Annotated in this window: 14 protein-coding genes; 9 read left to right on the forward strand and 5 right to left on the reverse strand. The window is 73.2% G+C overall.

Annotation, left to right across the window (positions count from 1 at the left end; genetic code table 11):
• Positions 1 to 2: 2 nt before the first annotated feature.
• A complete protein-coding gene (locus G3I42_RS17135) occupies positions 3 to 644 on the forward strand; it encodes a TetR/AcrR family transcriptional regulator (protein ID WP_164286921.1) in 642 nt (213 codons plus the stop codon).
• Between the two features lie 143 nt (positions 645 to 787).
• Here G3I42_RS17135 and G3I42_RS17140 read toward each other — a convergent pair whose 3' ends face one another.
• Positions 788 to 1,744 carry a MurR/RpiR family transcriptional regulator gene (locus G3I42_RS17140; protein WP_164286923.1) on the reverse strand — a complete coding sequence of 319 codons (957 nt, stop codon included), beginning with the start codon at positions 1,742 to 1,744 and terminating at the stop codon, positions 788 to 790.
• Between the two features lie 142 nt (positions 1,745 to 1,886).
• Between G3I42_RS17140 and G3I42_RS17145 the strand changes: the two genes are divergently transcribed.
• From G3I42_RS17145 to G3I42_RS17170, 6 genes are all read left to right on the forward strand, one after another.
• Entirely contained in the window at positions 1,887 to 3,083 is a 1,197-nt protein-coding gene (locus G3I42_RS17145; protein ID WP_164286925.1) for a C45 family peptidase, read from the forward strand.
• 106 nt (positions 3,084 to 3,189) lie between these two features.
• The gene (locus tag G3I42_RS17150; protein WP_164286927.1) at positions 3,190 to 4,845 is read left to right on the forward strand and encodes an ABC transporter substrate-binding protein; all 1,656 of its coding nucleotides are present in this window, start codon (positions 3,190 to 3,192) and stop codon (positions 4,843 to 4,845) included.
• Positions 4,846 to 4,910: 65 nt separating this feature from the next.
• Positions 4,911 to 5,861, forward strand: a complete 951-nt coding sequence (locus G3I42_RS17155) for an ABC transporter permease (RefSeq protein WP_164286962.1) — start codon at positions 4,911 to 4,913, stop codon at positions 5,859 to 5,861.
• The gene (locus tag G3I42_RS17160; RefSeq protein ID WP_164286929.1) at positions 5,858 to 6,706 is read left to right on the forward strand and encodes an ABC transporter permease; all 849 of its coding nucleotides are present in this window, start codon (positions 5,858 to 5,860) and stop codon (positions 6,704 to 6,706) included. The genes G3I42_RS17155 and G3I42_RS17160 overlap by 4 nt, the downstream gene beginning before the upstream one ends.
• Positions 6,706 to 7,719: an ABC transporter ATP-binding protein gene (locus G3I42_RS17165; RefSeq protein WP_164286931.1), complete on the forward strand. Its 1,014-nt coding sequence runs from the start codon at positions 6,706 to 6,708 to the stop codon at positions 7,717 to 7,719. The genes G3I42_RS17160 and G3I42_RS17165 overlap by 1 nt, the downstream gene beginning before the upstream one ends.
• Entirely contained in the window at positions 7,716 to 8,585 is an 870-nt protein-coding gene (locus G3I42_RS17170; protein WP_164286933.1) for an ATP-binding cassette domain-containing protein, read from the forward strand. The genes G3I42_RS17165 and G3I42_RS17170 overlap by 4 nt, the downstream gene beginning before the upstream one ends.
• A 204-nt stretch (positions 8,586 to 8,789) precedes the next feature.
• Here the strand turns inward: G3I42_RS17170 and G3I42_RS17175 are convergent, their stop codons facing one another.
• Positions 8,790 to 8,993, reverse strand: coding sequence for a cold-shock protein (locus tag G3I42_RS17175; RefSeq protein ID WP_008746266.1), 204 nt, complete (start codon positions 8,991 to 8,993; stop codon positions 8,790 to 8,792).
• A gap of 397 nt (positions 8,994 to 9,390) precedes the next feature.
• Between G3I42_RS17175 and G3I42_RS17180 the strand changes: the two genes are divergently transcribed.
• Positions 9,391 to 10,230 (forward strand): menaquinone biosynthesis protein, encoded by an 840-nt coding sequence (locus G3I42_RS17180; RefSeq protein ID WP_164286965.1) that lies wholly within the window; start codon positions 9,391 to 9,393, stop codon positions 10,228 to 10,230.
• Between the two features lie 455 nt (positions 10,231 to 10,685).
• Here G3I42_RS17180 and G3I42_RS17185 read toward each other — a convergent pair whose 3' ends face one another.
• The 3 genes from G3I42_RS17185 to G3I42_RS17195 all read right to left on the reverse strand — a co-directional run bounded on the left by G3I42_RS17185 (position 10,686) and on the right by G3I42_RS17195 (position 17,677).
• Positions 10,686 to 11,933 (reverse strand): amidohydrolase family protein, encoded by a 1,248-nt coding sequence (locus tag G3I42_RS17185; RefSeq protein ID WP_164286935.1) that lies wholly within the window; start codon positions 11,931 to 11,933, stop codon positions 10,686 to 10,688.
• Positions 11,934 to 12,660: 727 nt separating this feature from the next.
• Positions 12,661 to 17,184 (reverse strand): FtsK/SpoIIIE domain-containing protein, encoded by a 4,524-nt coding sequence (locus G3I42_RS17190; RefSeq protein ID WP_343244568.1) that lies wholly within the window; start codon positions 17,182 to 17,184, stop codon positions 12,661 to 12,663.
• 193 nt (positions 17,185 to 17,377) lie between these two features.
• On the reverse strand, positions 17,378 to 17,677 hold the full coding sequence (locus G3I42_RS17195) for a WXG100 family type VII secretion target (RefSeq protein ID WP_164286937.1): 300 nt from the start codon (positions 17,675 to 17,677) through the stop codon (positions 17,378 to 17,380).
• Positions 17,678 to 18,088: 411 nt separating this feature from the next.
• Between G3I42_RS17195 and G3I42_RS17200 the strand changes: the two genes are divergently transcribed.
• Positions 18,089 to 18,820: a hypothetical protein gene (locus tag G3I42_RS17200; RefSeq protein ID WP_164286939.1), complete on the forward strand. Its 732-nt coding sequence runs from the start codon at positions 18,089 to 18,091 to the stop codon at positions 18,818 to 18,820.
• The last annotated feature ends 17 nt before the right edge of the window (positions 18,821 to 18,837 follow it).

The raw sequence follows: 18,837 nt of genomic DNA on the forward strand, positions 1-18,837 counted from the left end.
AAGTGAGCGGGAAGGCGCGGGTGCGGGCGCGGCGGATGCCGCGTGCCGAGCGGGAGCGGGAGATGCTCGACGCGGCGGTGCGGGTCATCGGGCGGCGCGGGTACCAGGCCGCCTCGATGGACGAGATCGCCGAGGCCGCCGGGGTCTCCAAGCCTCTCGTATACCTCTACCTCCATTCCAAGGAAGCGCTGTTCACGGCGTGCGTCGAGCGGGAGGCGCGCACGCTGGTCGCGTCGATCAGTGAAGCGGTCGGCCAGGAGGACCCGGCGGACCGGCAGTTGTGGAGCGGGCTGCTCGCCTTCTTCCGTTACGCCGACGAACGCGCCGACGGCTGGCGGGTCCTGCACATCCAGTCCCGTACGCACGGCGAGCCCTTCGCCCGCCTCGCCGACGCGATGCGCGCCCGCGTCCTCGGCTTCGTGACCGCACTCCTGACGCGCGCGGCCCGCGCGGCGGACGGGACCAGGGACCTCGGGGAGCACGAGATCACCGGGCTCTCGCACGCCCTGGTCGGCGCCGCCGAGTCCCTGGCCACCCGCGCGGCGGAGGACCCGGCCCTCACCCCCACCGCTTCAGCCCGCACCCTGATGGACTTCGCCTGGACGGGCCTCGGCGGCCTGGTGGCGGGGGAGCGGTGGGCGTGAGACCGGAGAGCGGCGCGCGTGCGGCGGCGATGCGGTGTAGGGCGGCGGGCGTGCGGCAGGGAGGGTGTGGGCGTGCGGCAGGGACGGTGGGCGTGTGGTGGGCGGCAAGGCCGGGGGCCGGGGAACGGTGACCCCGCGGCCGTTCAGCCCTCCTTTCTCCGGCGGCCGGACGGTGCCGTGCCTGGGACCAGCTGTTCGCGCAACTGGTTGAGTTGGTGGCTGGTGTCCACGGCCCGTTCCTCGTCGAGCGTGGTGAGCGCGAGGAGGAGCGTGTCGGCCACCACGAGGGCGGGCAGTGATTCCGCCGTGATCCCCGTCGGCGTGTGCGGGGCGGTCAGGACGGCGGCGACGCGGTCCGCGTAGGCGGGGCCGAGTTCGTCCGTGACGAGCACGGTGCGGGCGCCGACCGCGCGGGCCCGTTCCACGAGGACCGAGAGCTCGCGCAGGTCACGGCCCGGCTGGAAGACCACGACGGCGTCGCCCTTGCCGAGCGCGAGGAGGGCGTCCGCGAGCGCGAAGCCCGTGGCGCCGACGAAGCGGGCCCGGTGGCCGATCCGGCCGAGCGCCAACGCGAGGTGTCTGGCCGCGAGTTCGGAGGCGGCGACCCCGTAGCAGAGCACTTCGCGCGCCTCGGCGAGCACGGCCACCGCGGTGCGCAGCGCGGTCGGCTCGGTGAGCCTGCGGGCGTGCTCGATGCGTTCCTGGGCCTCGTCGAAGACGTCGTCCCAGATGGTGCCGAGGTCCTTGCCGACGTGTGCGACGCGCTGCTTGAGGCGCTCCTCCGGTGAGACCGCCGCCGTGAAGTCGGCGGCCAAGTCCCGCTTGAGGGCGGGTAGTCCGCCGTAACCGAGGCGTTGCAGGGCGCGGACGACGGTCGCGTTGCTGGTGCCGCTCGCGGTGCCGAGCTGGGCGGCGCTGGCGAAGAGCAGGCGCTGCGGTGGCGCCCCGGTGAGGTACTGGGCGACCGCGCGCTCGGAGGCGGAGAGCTGGTCCCACTGCTCGCGCACCGCCGCGTGCAGGCGGACGACGCCCGTGCCCTCCCCGTCCTCGCCCGTGTTCCGCCCGGGTGCCGCGCCCTCGTCCCCCGCTGAAACATTCATTACGGCCATTGACTTTCGTGTGATGGGTATTACTCTCCTGGTTCAAGCGTTCCAGTCGAGTCGCTTTCTGAAATCGACGTTACAGGACGCCGGGCCGGCCCGTAGGGCCAGGACGCCCGATTCACCCGTACGAAGGAGAAGAATGGCACCGCCTCCGCCGCCCGCCCCCTCCGCGGCGGCCCGCACGCTCCCCCTCGTCGAGATCTCCGGCACGCCCCGGGAACGCGGCCGGCAGTACGGCGAGGCCGTGCGCCCCCTCCTCCACCAGGCCCTCGCCTACTACGAGTCCGCCTTCGGCCACTCCGCCGGGCTCACCTGGGACCAGGTCACCGCACGCGCCGAACGCTGGCTCGCCCCCGTGCGGGAGTACGCGCCGGACCACGTCGAGGAGATGCGCGGCATCGCCGAGGGCGCGGGCACCGGGCTCGCCGACGTGCTCGCCCTCAACGCGCGCGGCGAGGTGCTGTACGACAAGTCCTTCGCCGCGATGGCCGCGGCCGACGCCGCGGAGGAACCCGCCGAGGGCTGCACCTCCTTCGCCGCGTACGGCGCCGCGAGCGGCGACGGGCACGTGTGGGCCGGGCAGAACTGGGACTGGCGCGCCCAGGCGGGCGAAACGGTCGTCATGCTCCGTGTCGTGCAGCCCCCGAAGCCGACGCTGCTCATGCAGGTCGAGGCCGGGCAGATCGGCCGCCAGGGCGCCAACTCGGCCGGGATCGCCCTCAACGCCAACGGTCTCGGCGGGCGCTTCGACGCCTCCGTGGGCCTCCCGCAGACCGTCGTACGGCGCGCCGTGCTCGACCAGCACTCGATCACCGACGCGCTCGACGTGCTGTGCCGCACCCGCGCCCACATCGCCAGCAACGCCCTCCTCACGTGCCGCGAGGGCTTCGCGATCGACCTGGAGACCACGCCCGCCGGACACGGCTGGCTCTACCCCGACGACGACGGCCTCCTCGTGCACGGCAACCACTACCAGGCCGGTGTCCCGGCCCCGCTCGCCGCGCGCGGCTACCGCCCGATGTCCTCCGACTCGCTCGTCCGCGTCCCCCGCGCCCGCCAGGGGCTGCGCCGCCTGCGCGAGTCGGGCGGCCCCGAGGAGTCCCGGCGGATCATCAAGGACGCGCTCTCGGACCACCTCGGACACCCCGAGTCCCTGTGCACCCACCCCGACCCGCGCACCCCCGAGGTCAAGCACTGGTCGACGCTCGTCTCCTCCTGCGTCGACCTGACCAGCGGCGACTACCACGTCACGGCCGGCACACCGTGCGACCGGGAGTACCAGCACCTGCCCTGGAACCTCTACGACGGGCCGTACGGGGAGCAGACCACCCGCTGACCCGCCCCCCGCCCGGGACCGCGCCACCCCACGTACCGGCCCCCCGTCCCCGCCGCACCCCCCGTACGCCCCGATACCGCCACCACCACACAGGAGCGACGTACCCATGACGACGACGAAGCGGAGAGCAGCGGCGGCCGCCGGGCTGCTCGCCCTGGCCACCCTGGCCGCGAGCGGCTGCGGCGGGGCCGACACCGCCGCCACCGGGGGCGGGAAGCCCGCCGAGGCCGCGAAACTGAGGCTGAGCCCCACGAGCCCGCCCGCGAAGGGCGAAGTGGAGCGCGCCACATGGATACTGGAGGACGAGCCCGACTCGCTCGACCTCGACACGCAGGGCAGCAGCGCGGGCCGCGTCGTCCTCACCAACGTGTGCGAGCGGCTCTTCCAGCTCCAGCCCGACATGTCCGTCAAGCCGCTCCTCGCCACCAAGGCCGCACGCCCCGACGACCGCACCCTCGTCCTCACCGTCCGCGACGGCGTCACCTTCCACGACGGCACGAAGCTCACCGCCGACGACGTGCTCTGGAGCCTTGAGCGGCACGCGGGCAAGAAGATGGAGCAGTCCGACGAGTTCGACAACGTGTCGAGCATGAAGAAGACGGGCCCCCGCGAGATCACCCTCCGTTTCAAGGCACCCGACGCCCTCTTCACCAAGGCCCTCGCCGGAGACGCCGGGATCGTCTACAGCAAGAAGGAAGTCACCGCCCAGGGCGAGGAGTTCGGCACCCCGGGGCACGGCGACGCCTGCTCCGGCCCGTACACCCTCAGCCGCTGGAAGTCCGGCGACTCGGTCACCATCCAGCGCTACGACGACTACTGGGGCAAGAAGCCGCTGACGAAGAGCGTCGTCTTCCACTGGGCCACCGACAGCGCCCTCGTCAACGCCCTCAAGACCGGCGCCGCCGACGGCGCCTACGCCGAATCACCCAACACGGCGGCCGCGTTGAGGAAAGTGAAGGGCCTCGACCAGCACTACGGCCCGTCGACGTCCACCCTCGACCTCATCCCCACCGACCGCGGCCCCATGAAGGACGCCAGGCTCCGCCGCGCCCTCTCCCTCTCGCTCGACCGCACCGGCATCGCCAACTCCGGTTACGGCGGCCTCGTCCAGCCCTGGGCGAGCGCGGTCGGCTCGGGCGCCTGGGGGTACGAGAAGGACACCTTCGAGGCCGCGCAGAAGAAACTCGACGCCTACGCGCCCGCCGCCCCCGACGCCCAGGACATCACCCAGGCAAAGGAGTTGGTGAAGGAGGCCGGCGCCCCCGGCGAACCGGTCGTCATCGGCACGGACGCCACCCAGGGCCGCACCGTCATCGCCAACGCCGTCCGCGCCGCCCTCCAGCGCATCGGCGTGAAGGCGCGGATCAAGACCGTACCGCCCGCGCAGTTCGAGGAGTTCTACAGCGACCCCGCCGCGCGCGCCGAGGTCGATCTCGTCGTCGGCGACTGGTACATCTCCAAGTCCGACCCCATGGGCTTCTACGACAACGGGCTCTCCGGCTCCAGCAACAACTGGGTCGGCTTCAAGGACCCCGCCTACGACACCAAGGTCCGCACCGCGCTCGCCACCCTCGACGACACGAAGCGCGCCGCTCTCACCACGGACGTCCAGGCGGAGTTCGCCCGGCAGGCCGTGTGGATACCCGTCGCGCAGGTCCCCTCGATCCTCGTCCTCGGCGACGAACTCACCGGCCCACCCGCCTCCATGTCCTACCTCTACTACCCGTGGGCCGCCGACCTCGGCGCCAAGCGGGCGAAGTGAGCCCCGCCGTGCCCAGCCCAGCCCGTCCCGCCCCCTCCCGGGGCCGATTCCCCGTGCCACGCGCCCTGTTCAGCCGCGGCCTGCGCCGCGTGCTCGGCCTCGTCGCGACCCTCTTCGCCGCGTCCTTCGTCATCTTCGCCGCCGTGTACGCGGCACCCGGCGACCCCGCGACCTTCCTCGCGGGCGGCCGCGACAAGCTCACCCCCGAACGCCTCGCGAGCGTCCGCGCCCAGTACCACCTGGACGAACCGTTCGTCGTCCAGTACGGCCGCTGGCTGTGGGACTGCCTCCACCTCGACCTCGGCCGCTCCTTCAAGTACAGCGACCAGGTCGCCGACCTCATCACCGCCCGGCTGCCCACGACCCTCGAACTCGTCGCCTACTCCACGGTGTTGTTCGTCGTCCTCGGCGTCGGCGCGGGCATCCTCGCCGCCGTGCGCCGCACCACCTGGGTCGACTCGGCCGTCGTCGGCACCACGACGCTCGCCGCGTCCGTGCCCTCCTTCGTCGCCGCGATCGCCCTCGTCTCGCTCTTCGGCGTCAAGCTCGGCTGGTTCCCCGTGACCGGCACCGGCGAGGGCTTCGCCGGCACGCTCCACCACCTCACCCTGCCCGCGCTCTCCCTCGCGCTCGGCGCCCTCGCCGTCATCAGCCGCGTCACCCGCCAGTCCATGGCCGACGCGGACGCCGCCGACCACGTCGAGGCCGCACGCGCCTCCGGCCTCCCCGAGGCGCTCGTCATCCGCCGCCACGTCCTGCGCAACGCGCTCGGCCCCATCGTCACGATGTGCGGGCTCGTCATGGCCGGGATGCTCGCGGGCACCGTCGTCGTCGAGACCGCCTTCGGCCTCAGCGGCATCGGCTCGCTCCTCGTCAACGCCATCAACACGCACGACTTCCCCGTCGCGCAGGCCGTCCTGCTCCTCATGGTCACCGGCTACGTCGTCGTCACGACGCTCGTCGACCTCGTCCACCCCCTGCTCGACCCGCGGCTCAAGGAGGCGCGCGCCGCATGACCACCACGACCCTCGCCCTCACCCCCGGGCCCCTCGCCCGCCCCCGCCGCCCCCTGTCGGTCACGCTCGCGCTCGTCTTCCTCGGCCTCGTCGTCCTCGCCGCGCTCGCCGCCCCGCTCCTCGCCCCGTACGCGCCCGACGCCATCGACCTCTCGGCCTCCCTCGCGGGCACCAGCGGACAGCACCTCCTCGGCACGGACGCCTCCGGTCAGGACCTCCTCTCCCGGGTCCTGTACGGGGCCCGTACGAGCCTGCTCGCACCGCTGCTCCTGCTCGCGCTCGCCGCGCTGCTCGGCGTCGCGCTCGGGGTGCTCGCCGCCTGGCGCGGCGGCTGGACCGACACGCTCGTCTCCCGCGCCACCGACGTCATGTACGCCTTCCCCGGGCTGCTCTTCACCGTCCTGATCATCGCCGTCTTCGGCGCCGGCATGACGACATCCGTCCTCGCGCTCGGCCTCGCCTACACCCCGACCATCGCCCGCTACACGCGCTCCCTCGCCCTCGCCGAGACCCGCAAACCGTACGTCGACGCCTACCGCGTCCTCGGTATGGGCGGCGCGCGCATCTGCGTCGCACACCTCGTCCCCAACCTGGGCCGCGCGGTGCTCGGTTACCTCGTCGTCCTCTTCGGCGAAGCCCTCATGTCCCTCGCCACGCTCTCCTACCTCGGCTTCGGCACCCAGCCGCCCAGCTCCGACTGGGGCTTGATGGTGCAGGAAGGCCAAGCCGCTGTCGTCCAGGGCGCCTTGCTGCCCGCTCTCGTCCCCGGCACGGCGGTCGCCGCCGTCGTCGTCGCGTTCAACGTCGCCGGGGTCTGGGCCGCCGACCGGCTCGGGAGGAACTGATGACCGACACCCCCAGACGCGGGCGCACGAGCGAACCCCTCCTGACCGTCGAAGGGCTGGGGCTCTCCCTGCCCGGCACCGCCCGCCCCCTCCTCGCCGACGTCTCCCTGCACATCGCCCCCGGCGAAGTGGTCGGCCTCGTCGGGGAGTCGGGCTCGGGCAAGTCCACGACGGCGAAGGCCGCGCTCGGGCTGTGGCCCAGGGGCGCCGAGGTGAGCGGCTCGGTACGCCTCGGCGACACCGACGTACTCGCCCTGCGCGGCGACGACCTGCGCCAACACCGCTCCCGTACCGTCGCCATGGTCCACCAGGACCCGCGCGCCGCCCTCAACCCGGTACGCCGCATCGGCGACTTCCTCCTCGAACGCCTCCCCGGCCTGCCGCGCGAACAGGCCCGCGCCCGCGCCGCCGAACTCCTCGACGCCGTCGGCCTCCCCGAGCCCGAACGCCGCCTGCGCCAGCGCCCGCACGAACTCTCCGGCGGCATGCTCCAGCGCGTCGTCATCGCGGGCGCCCTCGCCGCCGAACCCCGCCTCCTCCTCGCCGACGAGGCCACGAGCGCGCTCGACGTCACGACCCAGGCCGAGATCCTCGCCCTCCTGCGCACCCTGCGCGCCGCGCACGGCCTCGGCCTCCTCTTCATCACGCACGACCTGCACCTGGCCGCCGCCTACTGCGACCGCGTGTACGTCATGTACGCGGGCCGCGTCGCCGAGTCCCGCACCGCGAAGGACCTCTTCGCGCACCCCGCCCACCCCTACACGCGCGGACTGCTCGCCTGCTCCCCGGCCCTCGGCACCCCCACCGCGCCCCGCCCCGTGCCCGGCCGGCCCCCGTCCCTCGCCGACGCGCTGCCCGGCTGCCCCTTCGCACCCCGCTGCACGGAGGCGGACGCGGCCTGCACGGAGTGGGAACCCCGCGCCCTGCCGCTCGCGGAGGGCGGACACGCCGCCTGCCGCCGACTGCCGGAGTCGGCGGCGCTGTCCGGGGCCACGGAAAGGACAACGTCATGACGCCCACCGAACACGCCGCGCCCACGCCAGGCGTCGAGGACACGGAAGCCGCGCCGGGGAAGGGGAGCACGTCGCCCGCACTGCGCGTCGACGGGCTCCGCAAGACGTATCCGCTGCCAGGGGGAGGCCGGCTCACCGCCGCCACCGGTATCTCCTTCACCGTGCCGCACGCCGGGGCGCTCGGCATCGTCGGCGAGTCCGGCTCGGGCAAGTCCACGGTGGCGCGGATGCTCGTCGGGCTCGCCCGTCCAGACGCCGGGCGCATCGAGGTCGACGGGCGCCCGCGCGAGACCCGTACCCCGCGCCGTGCGGCGGCCCGCCTGGCGAGGGCCCGCGAGATCCAGATGGTCTTCCAGGACCCGTACGTGTCACTCGACCCGCACCTGACCGCGGCCGACTGCCTCCGCACCGCCCTGAAACTCCACGGCCGCCCCCTCGACCTCGCCGGGAGCCTTCTCGACCAGGTCGGCCTCGGCGCCCGCGAGGCCACGGCCCGCCCCTCCCGCCTCTCCGGCGGCCAGCGACAACGGCTCGCCATCGCGCGCGCCCTGGCGGTGGGCCCCCGCGTCCTCGTCCTGGACGAGGCGGTGGCGGCGCTGGACGTCTCGATCCAGGCGCAGATCCTGCAACTCCTCGGCGAGATCCGCGAGGAGACGGGCGTGGCCCTGGTCTTCGTCAGCCACGACCTGGCGGTGGTGGAGCACCTGACGGAAGAGGTGCTGGTGATGAGGAAGGGGGAGGCGGTGGAACAGGGCCCGACCGCCGAGGTCCTGAGCGCCCCGGCGCACCCGTACACGCGGCTGCTGCTGGCGTCGGTGCCGAGGGAGGGATGGGAGCCGCAGCTCGTCAGCCGTCTGCGCGGTTGAGGGGGCGCGAGGGCGGAGCTGTGGCCTTGGGCGTGAGCTGTGCCCTGGGGCGTGAGCCGTGCCCTGGGGCGCCTCCCGCCGCCGTACAAGACAGGGGCCCCGTCTCCGCCGCCGGGCGGAGACAGGGCCTCTTGGGTACTGCGTACTAGGTCCGGGACCGGGAATCCGGTCCACCGCTCGCGAATGGGCTCCGCGAGACCGGTGTCAGAGCGCGCTGACGTTCTCCGCCTGCGGGCCCTTCGGGCCCTGGGTGACGTCGAAGGTCACGGCCTGGTTCTCCTCAAGGGAGCGGAAGCCGTTGGCGTTGATCGCGGAGTAGTGGACGAAGACGTCGGGGCCGCCGCCCTCCTGGGCGATGAATCCGAAGCCCTTTTCGGCGTTGAACCACTTCACGGTTCCGGTAGCCATAAGCCCTCCTTGGGCCAAAGGGTTGCCCTGCTCCAGAACCTGCACGTGCGATAAACAAATGCATACCCTGAAAACGACGAGAGCCCGCGGTCACATGCTCCGCAGGCTCTGTACTGCAAGGGAAACCAAACTGCAACTTGCGGGCGAGCCTAGCATGGGGCCGCCGGAAAGCGATAGAGGGCAAGATCACTTCACCCGGATGTCTGAAACCGGGTGAAGCCGTCTTGACATACGCGAAAACACAAGGTTCGCCCGAGTCCCCCGGCCCGCCCGATTCCTTCCCCCTTTAGAGGTCTAGTCTCGCCATGTGGACCATTCTGACTTCCCCGCGCCCCCCGCCACCGACCAGCCCGCCGTCGACGACGCGGCCGCCGCCCGTCCCGTCACCGACCGTCCCGTGACCGCCCGTCCGCGCGTCGGTCACATCCAGTTCCTCAACTGCCTCCCCCTCTACTGGGGCCTCGCCCGCACCGGCACCCTCCTCGATCTCGAACTGACCAAGGACACGCCGGAGAAACTGAGCGAACAGCTCGTCGGCGGCTCGCTCGACATCGGGCCCATCACGCTCGTCGAGTTCCTCAAGGCGAGCGACGACCTCGTGGCACTTCAGGACATCGCGGTGGGCTGCGACGGACCCGTCATGTCCTGCGTGATCGTCTCCAAGGGCCCGCTGGAGGACCTGGACGGCGCCCGCGTCGCCCTCGGCTCCACCTCCCGTACCTCCGTGCGCCTCGCCCAGCTCCTCCTCGCGGACCGCTACGGCGTCACTCCCGAGTACTACACGTGCCCGCCCGACCTCGGCCTGATGATGCAGGAGGCCGACGCCGCCGTCCTCATCGGCGACGCCGCGCTGCGCGCCAACCTCCACGACGGGCCCCGCCTCGGCCTCCAGGTCCACGACCTCGGGCAGATGTGGAAGGACTGGACGGGCCTCCCCTTCGTCTTCGCGGTCTTCGCGGCGCGCCGCGACTACCTGGAACGCGAGCCGGAGGTCGTCGCCGAGGTGCACCGCGCCTTCCTGGAATCGCGCGACCTGTCGCTCGTCGAGGTCGCGAAGGTCGCCGAGCAGGCCGCGCGCTGGGAGAGCTTCGACGCGGAGGTGCTGGAGCGCTACTTCCGTACCCTCGACTTCCGCTTCGCGGCCCCGCAGCTGGGCGGCGTGCGCGAGTTCGCGCGGAGGGTGGGACCGACGACGGGGTTCCCGGCGGACGTACGGGTGGATGTGCGGGTGGCTTGAGGGGGCTGGTGGTGCGCGGGGCGCCGGGGGTGCGCGGGGCGCGGGGTCGTGTGGGATGCCGAGATGCCGGGGCGTGCGGGGCGCCGGGGGCGTGTGGGATGCCCGCGCCATACGTACGGCCGTGCGGTACTCGCTCCGCTTTCCCTGTTTGCGGCTTGTCGCCGTGAATGCGTTCACTCCTCCGGGTGTATTCCGCTGTTGGCGGGCAGCGATAGGGATGCCGATTTCCCCGTGATACGGATACGGAGGGCCGCCGCGACGTGAATGCGCGACCGGCCTTTCCTGCTCCTTTCTCGCCGTGCCGTACTCCCCGGCCGGGGGCAGTGGACCGGAGCGGGAAAGGGAAGCGGACGACCGGCCGGACTTCTCGTACGGCGTACATTCCCGGGGCGAGGAGGTGAATGCGGCGCGAGGTGCCGCTCTTTCTCCGCAGGCCCGTTCCGCCGAATGACGGCTCAGGCGCTCTCGGCCTGCCGCGTGCGGTCGAGGAGAGTGCCCCGGCGCCAGATCGCCCGGAGGGACAACGTGGCGTCGATGTCGCTCGCAGGATCACCGTCGACGAGGACGAGGTCGGCCTGCCGGCCGGGAGCGATCCGGCCCCGGTCCGCGAGCCGGAAGCGATCGGCGGGGACGGAGGTCGCCGCGGCGAGCGCCTCGGCGGGGCTGAGCCCGCACTCCACGAGCAGCCGCAGCTCGTGGTGGAGGCTCACGCCGTGCGCGGTGCCGAGGACGCCGACGTCGGCCGCGTCCGTACCGGCGAGCAGCGGGACGCCCGCGCGGTGGAGGGCCGCTGTCACCTCCCGCGCGTAGCGCAGGGAGCTGGGGTGCTCACCGAAATCCCAGCACTGGCAGAGATTCGCGTGCCACGCGTCCGGGACGAGTCCGTGGGCACGCGGGTCCTCCGCCACCGCGCGCCCCGTCAGGTCACCGGCCATGGAACCCATGGTGACGAGCGTCGGCACGACGAAGACACCGGCGTCCCTGATGCGCGCGATCGATTCCGTACGCGGCGGCCGGTCCATGTACACGTGGACGAGCCCGTCCACGCCCGCGCGCACCGCGGCGAGGGCGTTCTGCTCGCTCGTCGCATGGGCGACGGCGAGGAGCCCGTACTCGTGCGCGGTACGCGCGATGACGCGCGCCGTCTCCTCGGTCAGGCTGGGCGAGGGGTGGCCGGTGGCCGTGCCGTCGTCGATGAGCAGCTTGATGAAGTCGGCGCCCTCGGCGACGCGTTCCCCGACGAACCGCGCGGCGTCCTCGGGGCCCTCGACCACGGGGAACTGTTCGCGGAACGAGAGACCGATCAACTGCGAGGGGTGCCCGCCGAGCACGGTGGCGCCCGTCGAGGCGGAGCGCAGATCGGCCATGTCGTCGCGGACGGCGGCTTGTTCGCGCTGGTCGCCGAGGCGCTCGGGAACGGTGAACATGTCGAGTTCGGTCGTGACGCCGAAGCGGAGCGCGAGCGCGAGCGCGTCGCCCGCGGGGTGCGTGTGGGAGTCGATGAACCCCGGCAGCAGGGTCGCGTCGGTCCCGTCGACGGTCTCGTCGCCTGCTGCGACGACGAGGCCGTCGGCCGGTGCGACGTCCGTGATGCGCCCGTCCGCGATGCGTACCGAGAGGCCGTCGACGACGCGTATGCCGTCGAAGACGCGGGCGTTGACGACGGTGAAGGGGGCGTGCCCGGTCCGCGGGGGGAGCGGCATGGATGACTCCTTGGGGCTGGCGGATGGCGGATGGCGGCTGGCGGCTCGTGGCTGGTGCGGCGTGGGGAGGGGGTGGGAGGTGTGAGGGTGGGGCGTGTGGTGGAAAGGCGTGCGGCTGGGGGCGGGGCGCCGTGGGGTGCGGAGGTGGGGGTGGCTGGCGTGGCGTGGGGTGGGGCCGCGTGGGGTGGGGTCCCGAGCCGTGCCGTGGTGTGCCGCGTCGTCCGGCTCGGTGCGTCCGCTCAGTGAAGCCGTGGCCGCGTATGGGTGCGATGGGCCGGGCGTCCAAGGGGGCAGGTGGGTCTTGCGTTCTGGGCGCAAGACGGGCCGGTGCGGGTGGAGCGGCGGGTGGGGTGGCGGACTGCGGTCGGGGGTGGGGTGGCCGGGGGCTGGGCTGGTGAGCCTTGGGCTGGTGGGGCGGGGGCGTGGGATGGGGCGTTTGTCCGGCGGGGTGGGGGCGTGGCGCGGGGAGGTGGCGCGGTGGGGCGCGGGCATACCCCCACCCACCCGGGGGGCTCCCCTGTAAACATTCTTTCGCGGTTGCGAGCCGCCCCAAGCCCAATCCGCCACATCTGTGGATAACTTCGGGAAACTAAAAAATCGTCTCACTCGACCGAGTGAGACGATTTTTTCGTCCAACGCACCATCTCGCAGCTTCCGCTACGGTTCCGGGCAAGTCGGTATCAGGCCGTCGGCGGTCTTTCCGTGCGGTGTCCGCTGTGCCGTGTGCTCAGTGCGGCACCGTGACGCGGACGGGCTCGCCGCCGCCCAGATGGAGCAGGCCCCGGCCCGGGAGCACGGGGCCTCCGGTGTCGGCGCGGGTGAGGCGGAGGCCGGCCAGGTCTCCCGCCGAGGCGGAGCGCGGGGAGAGGAGGAGGCCGCGGTGGGCCGTGCGGGCTTCGGCGAGCCAGCCGGAGTAGCGGTCGCACAGCTCGTCCTCCTCACCGGCCAGGAGGAGGGCACGGGCGCGGGTGCCGCCCTCGCGGAGGAGGCGTGCGAGGACGGGCGAAGCGTCGCAGTCGGCCAAGTCCTCGGCGTCGTCCACGAGGACGACCGCAGGGCCCTCGGCGCCGGCGAGGGCCGCATCGAGGTCGGCGGCCTTCAGGCCGGGGCCGGTGAAGAGCACGTCGGCCTGTGAAGCCAGGTCGCGGAGGGGAGAGGGGCGGGGTGTGACGAGGACGAGGCGGGTGCCGTTGGCGTGAAGGGAACGGGCGAGAGAACACAGGGCCGTGCTGCGTCCCGAACGGGTGGGGCCGGCCACGACGAAGGCGGGTGGTGCGGTGCTGAGATCGGGGCCGAGCGCGGTGAGGGTGTCGCCGCCGACCCCGGCGAGGGCCCACAGCGGTCCCCGGTCCGGGGTTCGCAGTTTCCACGCCTCGGCGAAGGCGATACGCGGCGGCAGGGCATCGAGGCGGAAGGGGCGGCGCGCGGCGGGAACGGCTTTGTCGCGCGCGGTGGTCGCCGCGCCGATCGCGGTCAGCGCGGCGGTCTGCGCGCGGCCTTCGGGAGGCGCGTCGAGGAGGGCGAACTGCGTCGCCGTACCGGACTCGGCGCGGAAGGCCCTGCCGGGCGGGATGTGGGTGGGCAGGGAGCGGGGCGGGATGCCGACGAGGCTGTAGTCGGCGCGGTCGGCGAGGCGCAACGCGTACTTCTCCTCGGTGAGTGAGGCGAGGCGGCCGAGGAGGAGCTGGCGGTCACCCGTGAGGACGAGATGCAGACCCGCGCTCGCGCCTTCGCGCAGCAACGCCTGGATCTGCTCGGTGAGTTCGCCGTGGTCGTGTGCGCCGAGGGTGGGGAGCCAGCCTTCCCAGCGATCGAGGAGGACGAGGAGGTGGGGAAGGCGTTCGGTGGGTGGCGCGGTGGCGCGTTGCTCGGCGATACCGGCGTGACCGAGACGGGTGAACAGGGCCTGACGGCTGGTGAGTTCTTCAGTCAGGCGGGTGAGGAGGCGGGTCGCGCGGTCGGTCTCGTGGCGGGCGACGACCGCTCCGCAGTGGGGGAGTGAGGTGAGGGCGGCGAGAGCCCCGTCGCCGCAGTCGATGCCGTACAGGTGGACATCGGCGCAGGAGTGGGCGCGGGCGACGGACCCGGCGAGGGTGCGGAGGGCCTGGGAACGACCGGAGCGGGGGGAGCCCGCGATGAGGAGGTGGGTGAAGGTGTCGAGCACGAGGGAGAGGTGGCGGCGGGACTGGGTGGCCGGGTGGTCCTCGATGCCGTACGGCGCCGAGCCGGGTGGGGCGTCCGCCGAAGTGAGGCTGCCGAGGGGGACGTGCTTCGGGAGCGGGGGCAGCCAAGGGGCGTGCGGTGGCGGGATGGCCAGGGCCGCGGTGGCGGCGCGGACGGCGGTGACGAGCGCTTCGAGGTCGGTCGGACCCTCGTCGTCCAGGGACTTGGAAGGGGGTGGTACGGGAGTGGGGTGGCCGAGATTTTCCCAGGTCAGGGGGTGGGTCCACAGGGTGCGGGGTGCGGTCGTCGCGCGGGGAACGCCGCCTGCGACGCGGGCGGTCTGGAAGGGGATGAGCGAGGCGTGGCCCAGGCGGGCCAGGGCGCGACCCGGTGTCGTCTTCGAGAGGTGTGCGGCCTCGGGCGAGTCGATGACGTCGCTGGACTCGCCGGGGTCGGTGACGCGGAGCGCGATCCGTAGGGTGGTGTTGGCACGGATCTCGGGCGAGACGACCCCGGCGGGACGCTGCGTCGCGAGCAGGAGGTGGATACCGAGGCTGCGGCCACGCTGGGCGAGATCGACGAGTCCCGAAACGAAGTCGGGGAGTTCACGGGCGAGCGAGGCGAACTCGTCGATGACGAGGAGGAGGCGGGGGAGAGGCGGCCGACGCTTGGCGGCGAGGACGCCGGGTCCGATCGCACGGGGCGGGTCTGCCGCGACGGGCAAGCGGGGCGCGTCAGCCACGCCCGGCACGGCGAAGGTGTCAGCCATGCCCGGCACGCCAGCCACACCGCCGGCGTGGGGCGCGTCAGCCACGTCCGGTGGTCCGCCAGGCATGTCGCAGGTACCGCCCACGCCACGTCTGGCTGAAGCGCCGGTGGTGGGGCTCGGCACCTCGGCCGCGTACTCCTCGATGTCCTTCGCGCCCGCCTCGGCCAGGATGCGTTCCCTGCGGTGGAGTTCGGCGCGCAGGGAGACGAGGGCGCGTTCCGTGAGGTGGCTGTCGAGGTCGGTGACGGTGCCGACGGTGTGGGGGAGGTGGTCGCAGTCGCGGAAGGCGGCGCCTCCTTTGTAGTCGACGAGGACGAAGGTCAGGTGCTCGGGGGTGTTGGTGGCGGCCAGCGAGGCCACGAGGGTCTGGAGCAGTTCGGACTTGCCCGAGCCGGTCGTGCCGGCGACGAGTCCGTGCGGTCCGTCGCGGCACAGGTCGACGGCGAAGGGGCCCTCGTACGACTCGCCGATGACAGCGGTGGTGGAGGGGGCGCGGGTGAGCCAACGCGCCTGCACGGCTGAGGAGGTGGGCGGGTCGAGGGCGAGGAGAGGGAGGAGCCGTGAGGTGGTGGGGAGGGCGGCGTCGGGGGTGCCGGGGCCCGGGTCGCGGAGCGGGGCGAGGGCGCGGGAGAGGCGTTCGCTCCAGGCGGTACGGACGAGATCGGGCCGTACGGAGTCGACGGGGTCGGAGCCGGTGCGGCGCACGCGCAGGCGGTGCGGGTGGCGGGGGTCGGGGGTGGCGAGCCCTTGGCACTCGGCGGGGAGGCCGGTCTCCTCGGCGTCGAGGCACACCGAGTGGATGCCGGCGGGCGGGCCTTCGCGGAGGAGGCGGACGGCGCCCGCGTACTCCCGCAGTCGCCGTGCGCCGTCCCAGACGACGACGAGGTCGGGGTCGGGGCGCTGGGCCGAACTGCCCTGTTCCTTGGCCGCCTTGGTCCTGGCGTCGAGCAGCCGGGTGAGTTCCTTGACGCGCGCGGCGACGGTCTCGGGGTCGGTGCCGATCAGGGTGTGGGGGCCCGCCGGTGCGAGGGGGCGGGCGTGGGGGAGGTGGCGGAGGCAGTCCCAGTCGGGGCGTCCCGCCGGTTCCGTCAGGACGAGGACGCGGACGTCGAGGGGGCTGTGGAGCGTGGCGAGCTGGGCGACGGACCAGCGGGCGAGGGCCCGGGCGTCCGGTCCCGCGATGCCGAGGACGCCGAGTGCGGCGAGGGGGAGGGTGACGGGGACGTCGGTGAGGAGGTGGGGAGTGGCGCGCTCGTGCTCGTCGGCGGCGGGATCGTCGAGGACGACGGTGGAGGGCAGGGCACCGGTGCCGAAGCGCAGGAGGAGGTGGTCGGGGTCGGTGCGGCGGCGCTCCCACAGGCGGGCGCGGGGTCCGGTCGCGAGGCCGAGGACGGTGGCGGGGTCGGGGAAGGTACGGATACGGGCGCGCCGCTCGGCGGAGAGGGCGTCCTGTGCGGCGGCCTCGATGCGGGCCTTGTGGGCCGCGTATTTCTTGAGGCGTGCGGCGTGCGAGGTACGGCCGTGGCGTTTGTCCAGGTAGTGCGTCGCGAGGAGGAGCAGGGGGCTGAGTGCGGCGAGGGCGAGGTAGTACCAGCGGCCGAAGAGCGCGACGGAGACGAGGGCGCAGAGCACCGGGGCCGCCGCCATGAGCCAGGGCAGCGGGCGGGGCTCGTGCGGCGGGACGGGTGAGGGGAGGCGGAAGCGGTGTGCCGGGGCCGGTGGATGCAGGCGGGGCGGGCGGTTGAAGGCGAGTGCCGAGCCGTTCTCGGTGGGGGTGAGGGTGGCGTCGGGCGGGAGGTAGCGGTCGTAGGCGAGGAGGGTTTCGGCGAGGGCGAGCTGGGAGCCGGGCGGCCAGGGGCCGGTGCGCGGGGCGGGGGCACCGTCGATACGGATGTCCCCGGCGCTCGCCTCGTAGGCGCAGGTGCCGTCCGGTGCGATGCGCAAGGTGAGCGCGTCGGGCGGGAGTTCGGGATCGGCGACGCGGGGCCTGGCGTACGGGCCGGAGCCGAGTACGTAGCGGCCGGCCCCCAGGCGGTGCACGCCGCCCGCGTCGGGGCCGCCCGCGACCCGTACCTCCACGAGCCCCGTCGGCTCACCGCCCACGCACCCGCCGGGGCTGCCGAGGCTCACCACGCAGCCGTCCCGCAGCGGCAGCCGGAGCGGCTGCCCGTCGACGAAGGCGGCGGTGCCCGGCGGCGAGCCGGTGTGCCGTGCCAGCGCGGCGACGACCTCGGCGACAGCGGTCCCGTCGTCCGCCACGAGGACGATGTCGGCCGTACGACCGAGCTGCGGGTCCACGACGGTGAGGGCGACCGGCACGGGTTCTCTTTCGGCTAGGGGGAGGTGAGGTGGGGGGAGCGGACGGGACCGGGCGGGCTGCGATCACTCGTTAGGGGAGGGGGTGAGGTTGACGCGGGGGTACGGGCGCCCGCGGCGAGTCCGTCACCCCGACCCGCGACCCCCGAACCCGGACCCCCAGCCCGGCTCCCGCACCACCCCCGCCCCCCTCACCTCACCTCCCCACCCCCCGCGCCAGCTCGGCGTCCAGGTCCTCGTAGGACTGGGCGGCCTGGTGGAGGAAGGAGCTCATGCCGTCGAGGCCCTGGATCGTGTTCTTGATGCCGCGCTTGAACTCCTTGAAGGACTCCTCGAAGGCCACGCTGCTGCGCCGGGTCGTGTAGCCGTCGCGGACCAGTTGCTCGATGTAGCGCTCCAGGGCTTCGAGGTCCTCGTCGATCGTGGTCCTCGCCTCCGTGAGGCGGCCCGCGGCGCGGCGCATTTCGGCATAGGTGAGTTCGGCGTCCTTGGCCATGGGGGTCCTTTCGTCGCTGGTGGGGAGCGTAGGGGGAGGCGGGGCAGGGCCCCGTGGGGGTGAAAGGGGACGCGCGGAGCGGGTGCTCACTCCTTCGAGGGGAGGGAAGCGGATGGAACGATTCCGGATGGTGGGGAGTGGAGATCGGGTGAACGGACGTTGTGACAAGGGGGGTTAGGGGCGTGTTCGGGACGGTTTCGGTCAAGTCTCTGAGGCCCGAGGAGCCTTGAGCGGCCTCCGTGCCGCTGGTACGGTGCGGGGGCTTGACATGGCCCGTGAAGAGATGGACCGGCGGGGGAATCGCACGCGGCAACGCGACGTGCGCGCGCCGGAGTTGAGGCCGCGAGTCACGGAACGTACCGGTGTCCGCGCAGTTGCGCGGGTGCCGGCGGGGATACGGGGAGCACGCGCGTGAAGGTCCAGGAGAGGGTGTCGGGCCGTGCGCCCGCGCCCGCCCAGCAGTCCGCCGTCGGCGAACGGCTGCCCAGCCCGCCCCGTGAGCGCAAACCCGCGCTCGCCGCGCTCGCCGTGCTCCTGATCCTCGCGGGCGCCCTCGCCGCGACGCTCCTCGTCATGAACGCGGGGGACCGCGTCTCCGTCGTGCGGACGACGAAGGACATCCCGGCGGGCGGCACGCTCTCCCGCGACAACAGCACGGACATCCTCGTCGCGAAGGACGAGTCCGTCCACTACCTGCCCTGGGACCAGATCGACCTGGCGAAGAGCAAGTACAAGCTGAGGTCCGCGCTGCCGGAGGGCTCGCTCGTCGTCGGCGAGATGCTGATCGCCAAGAACAAGTCGACGGTGGACGAGGGCAAGGCGCTCGTCGGGCTCGCCCTCAAGGAGGGCCAGTACCCGGGCGGGCTCAAGCCCGGCGACACCGTCGCGATCTACCACGTCGGCAAGGACGCGGGCGCCCCCGCCGCCGGGGAGTCCGGCTCCTCGGCGGGCAACCGCACCCTTCTCAGCGCCCTGGCGGACGTGAAGGCCGCGGACGGCAGCTCCAAGGGGGGCGAAGCGCTGGCCACCGGTGACCGCACCGTCACGGTCTCGGTCCCGGCGAGCGAGGCCCAGGCCCTCGCGCAGGCGTCCTCCGTGGGCGAGGTCGCCGTCGTTCTCGTGCCCGGCCGCTCGCGCGACTGAGCCGGTTCTCCAGGAGG

It is taken from the genome of Streptomyces sp. SID11385 (genome assembly GCF_010548245.1).
In the GTDB taxonomy this organism is placed as follows: Bacteria; Actinomycetota; Actinomycetes; order Streptomycetales; family Streptomycetaceae; genus Streptomyces.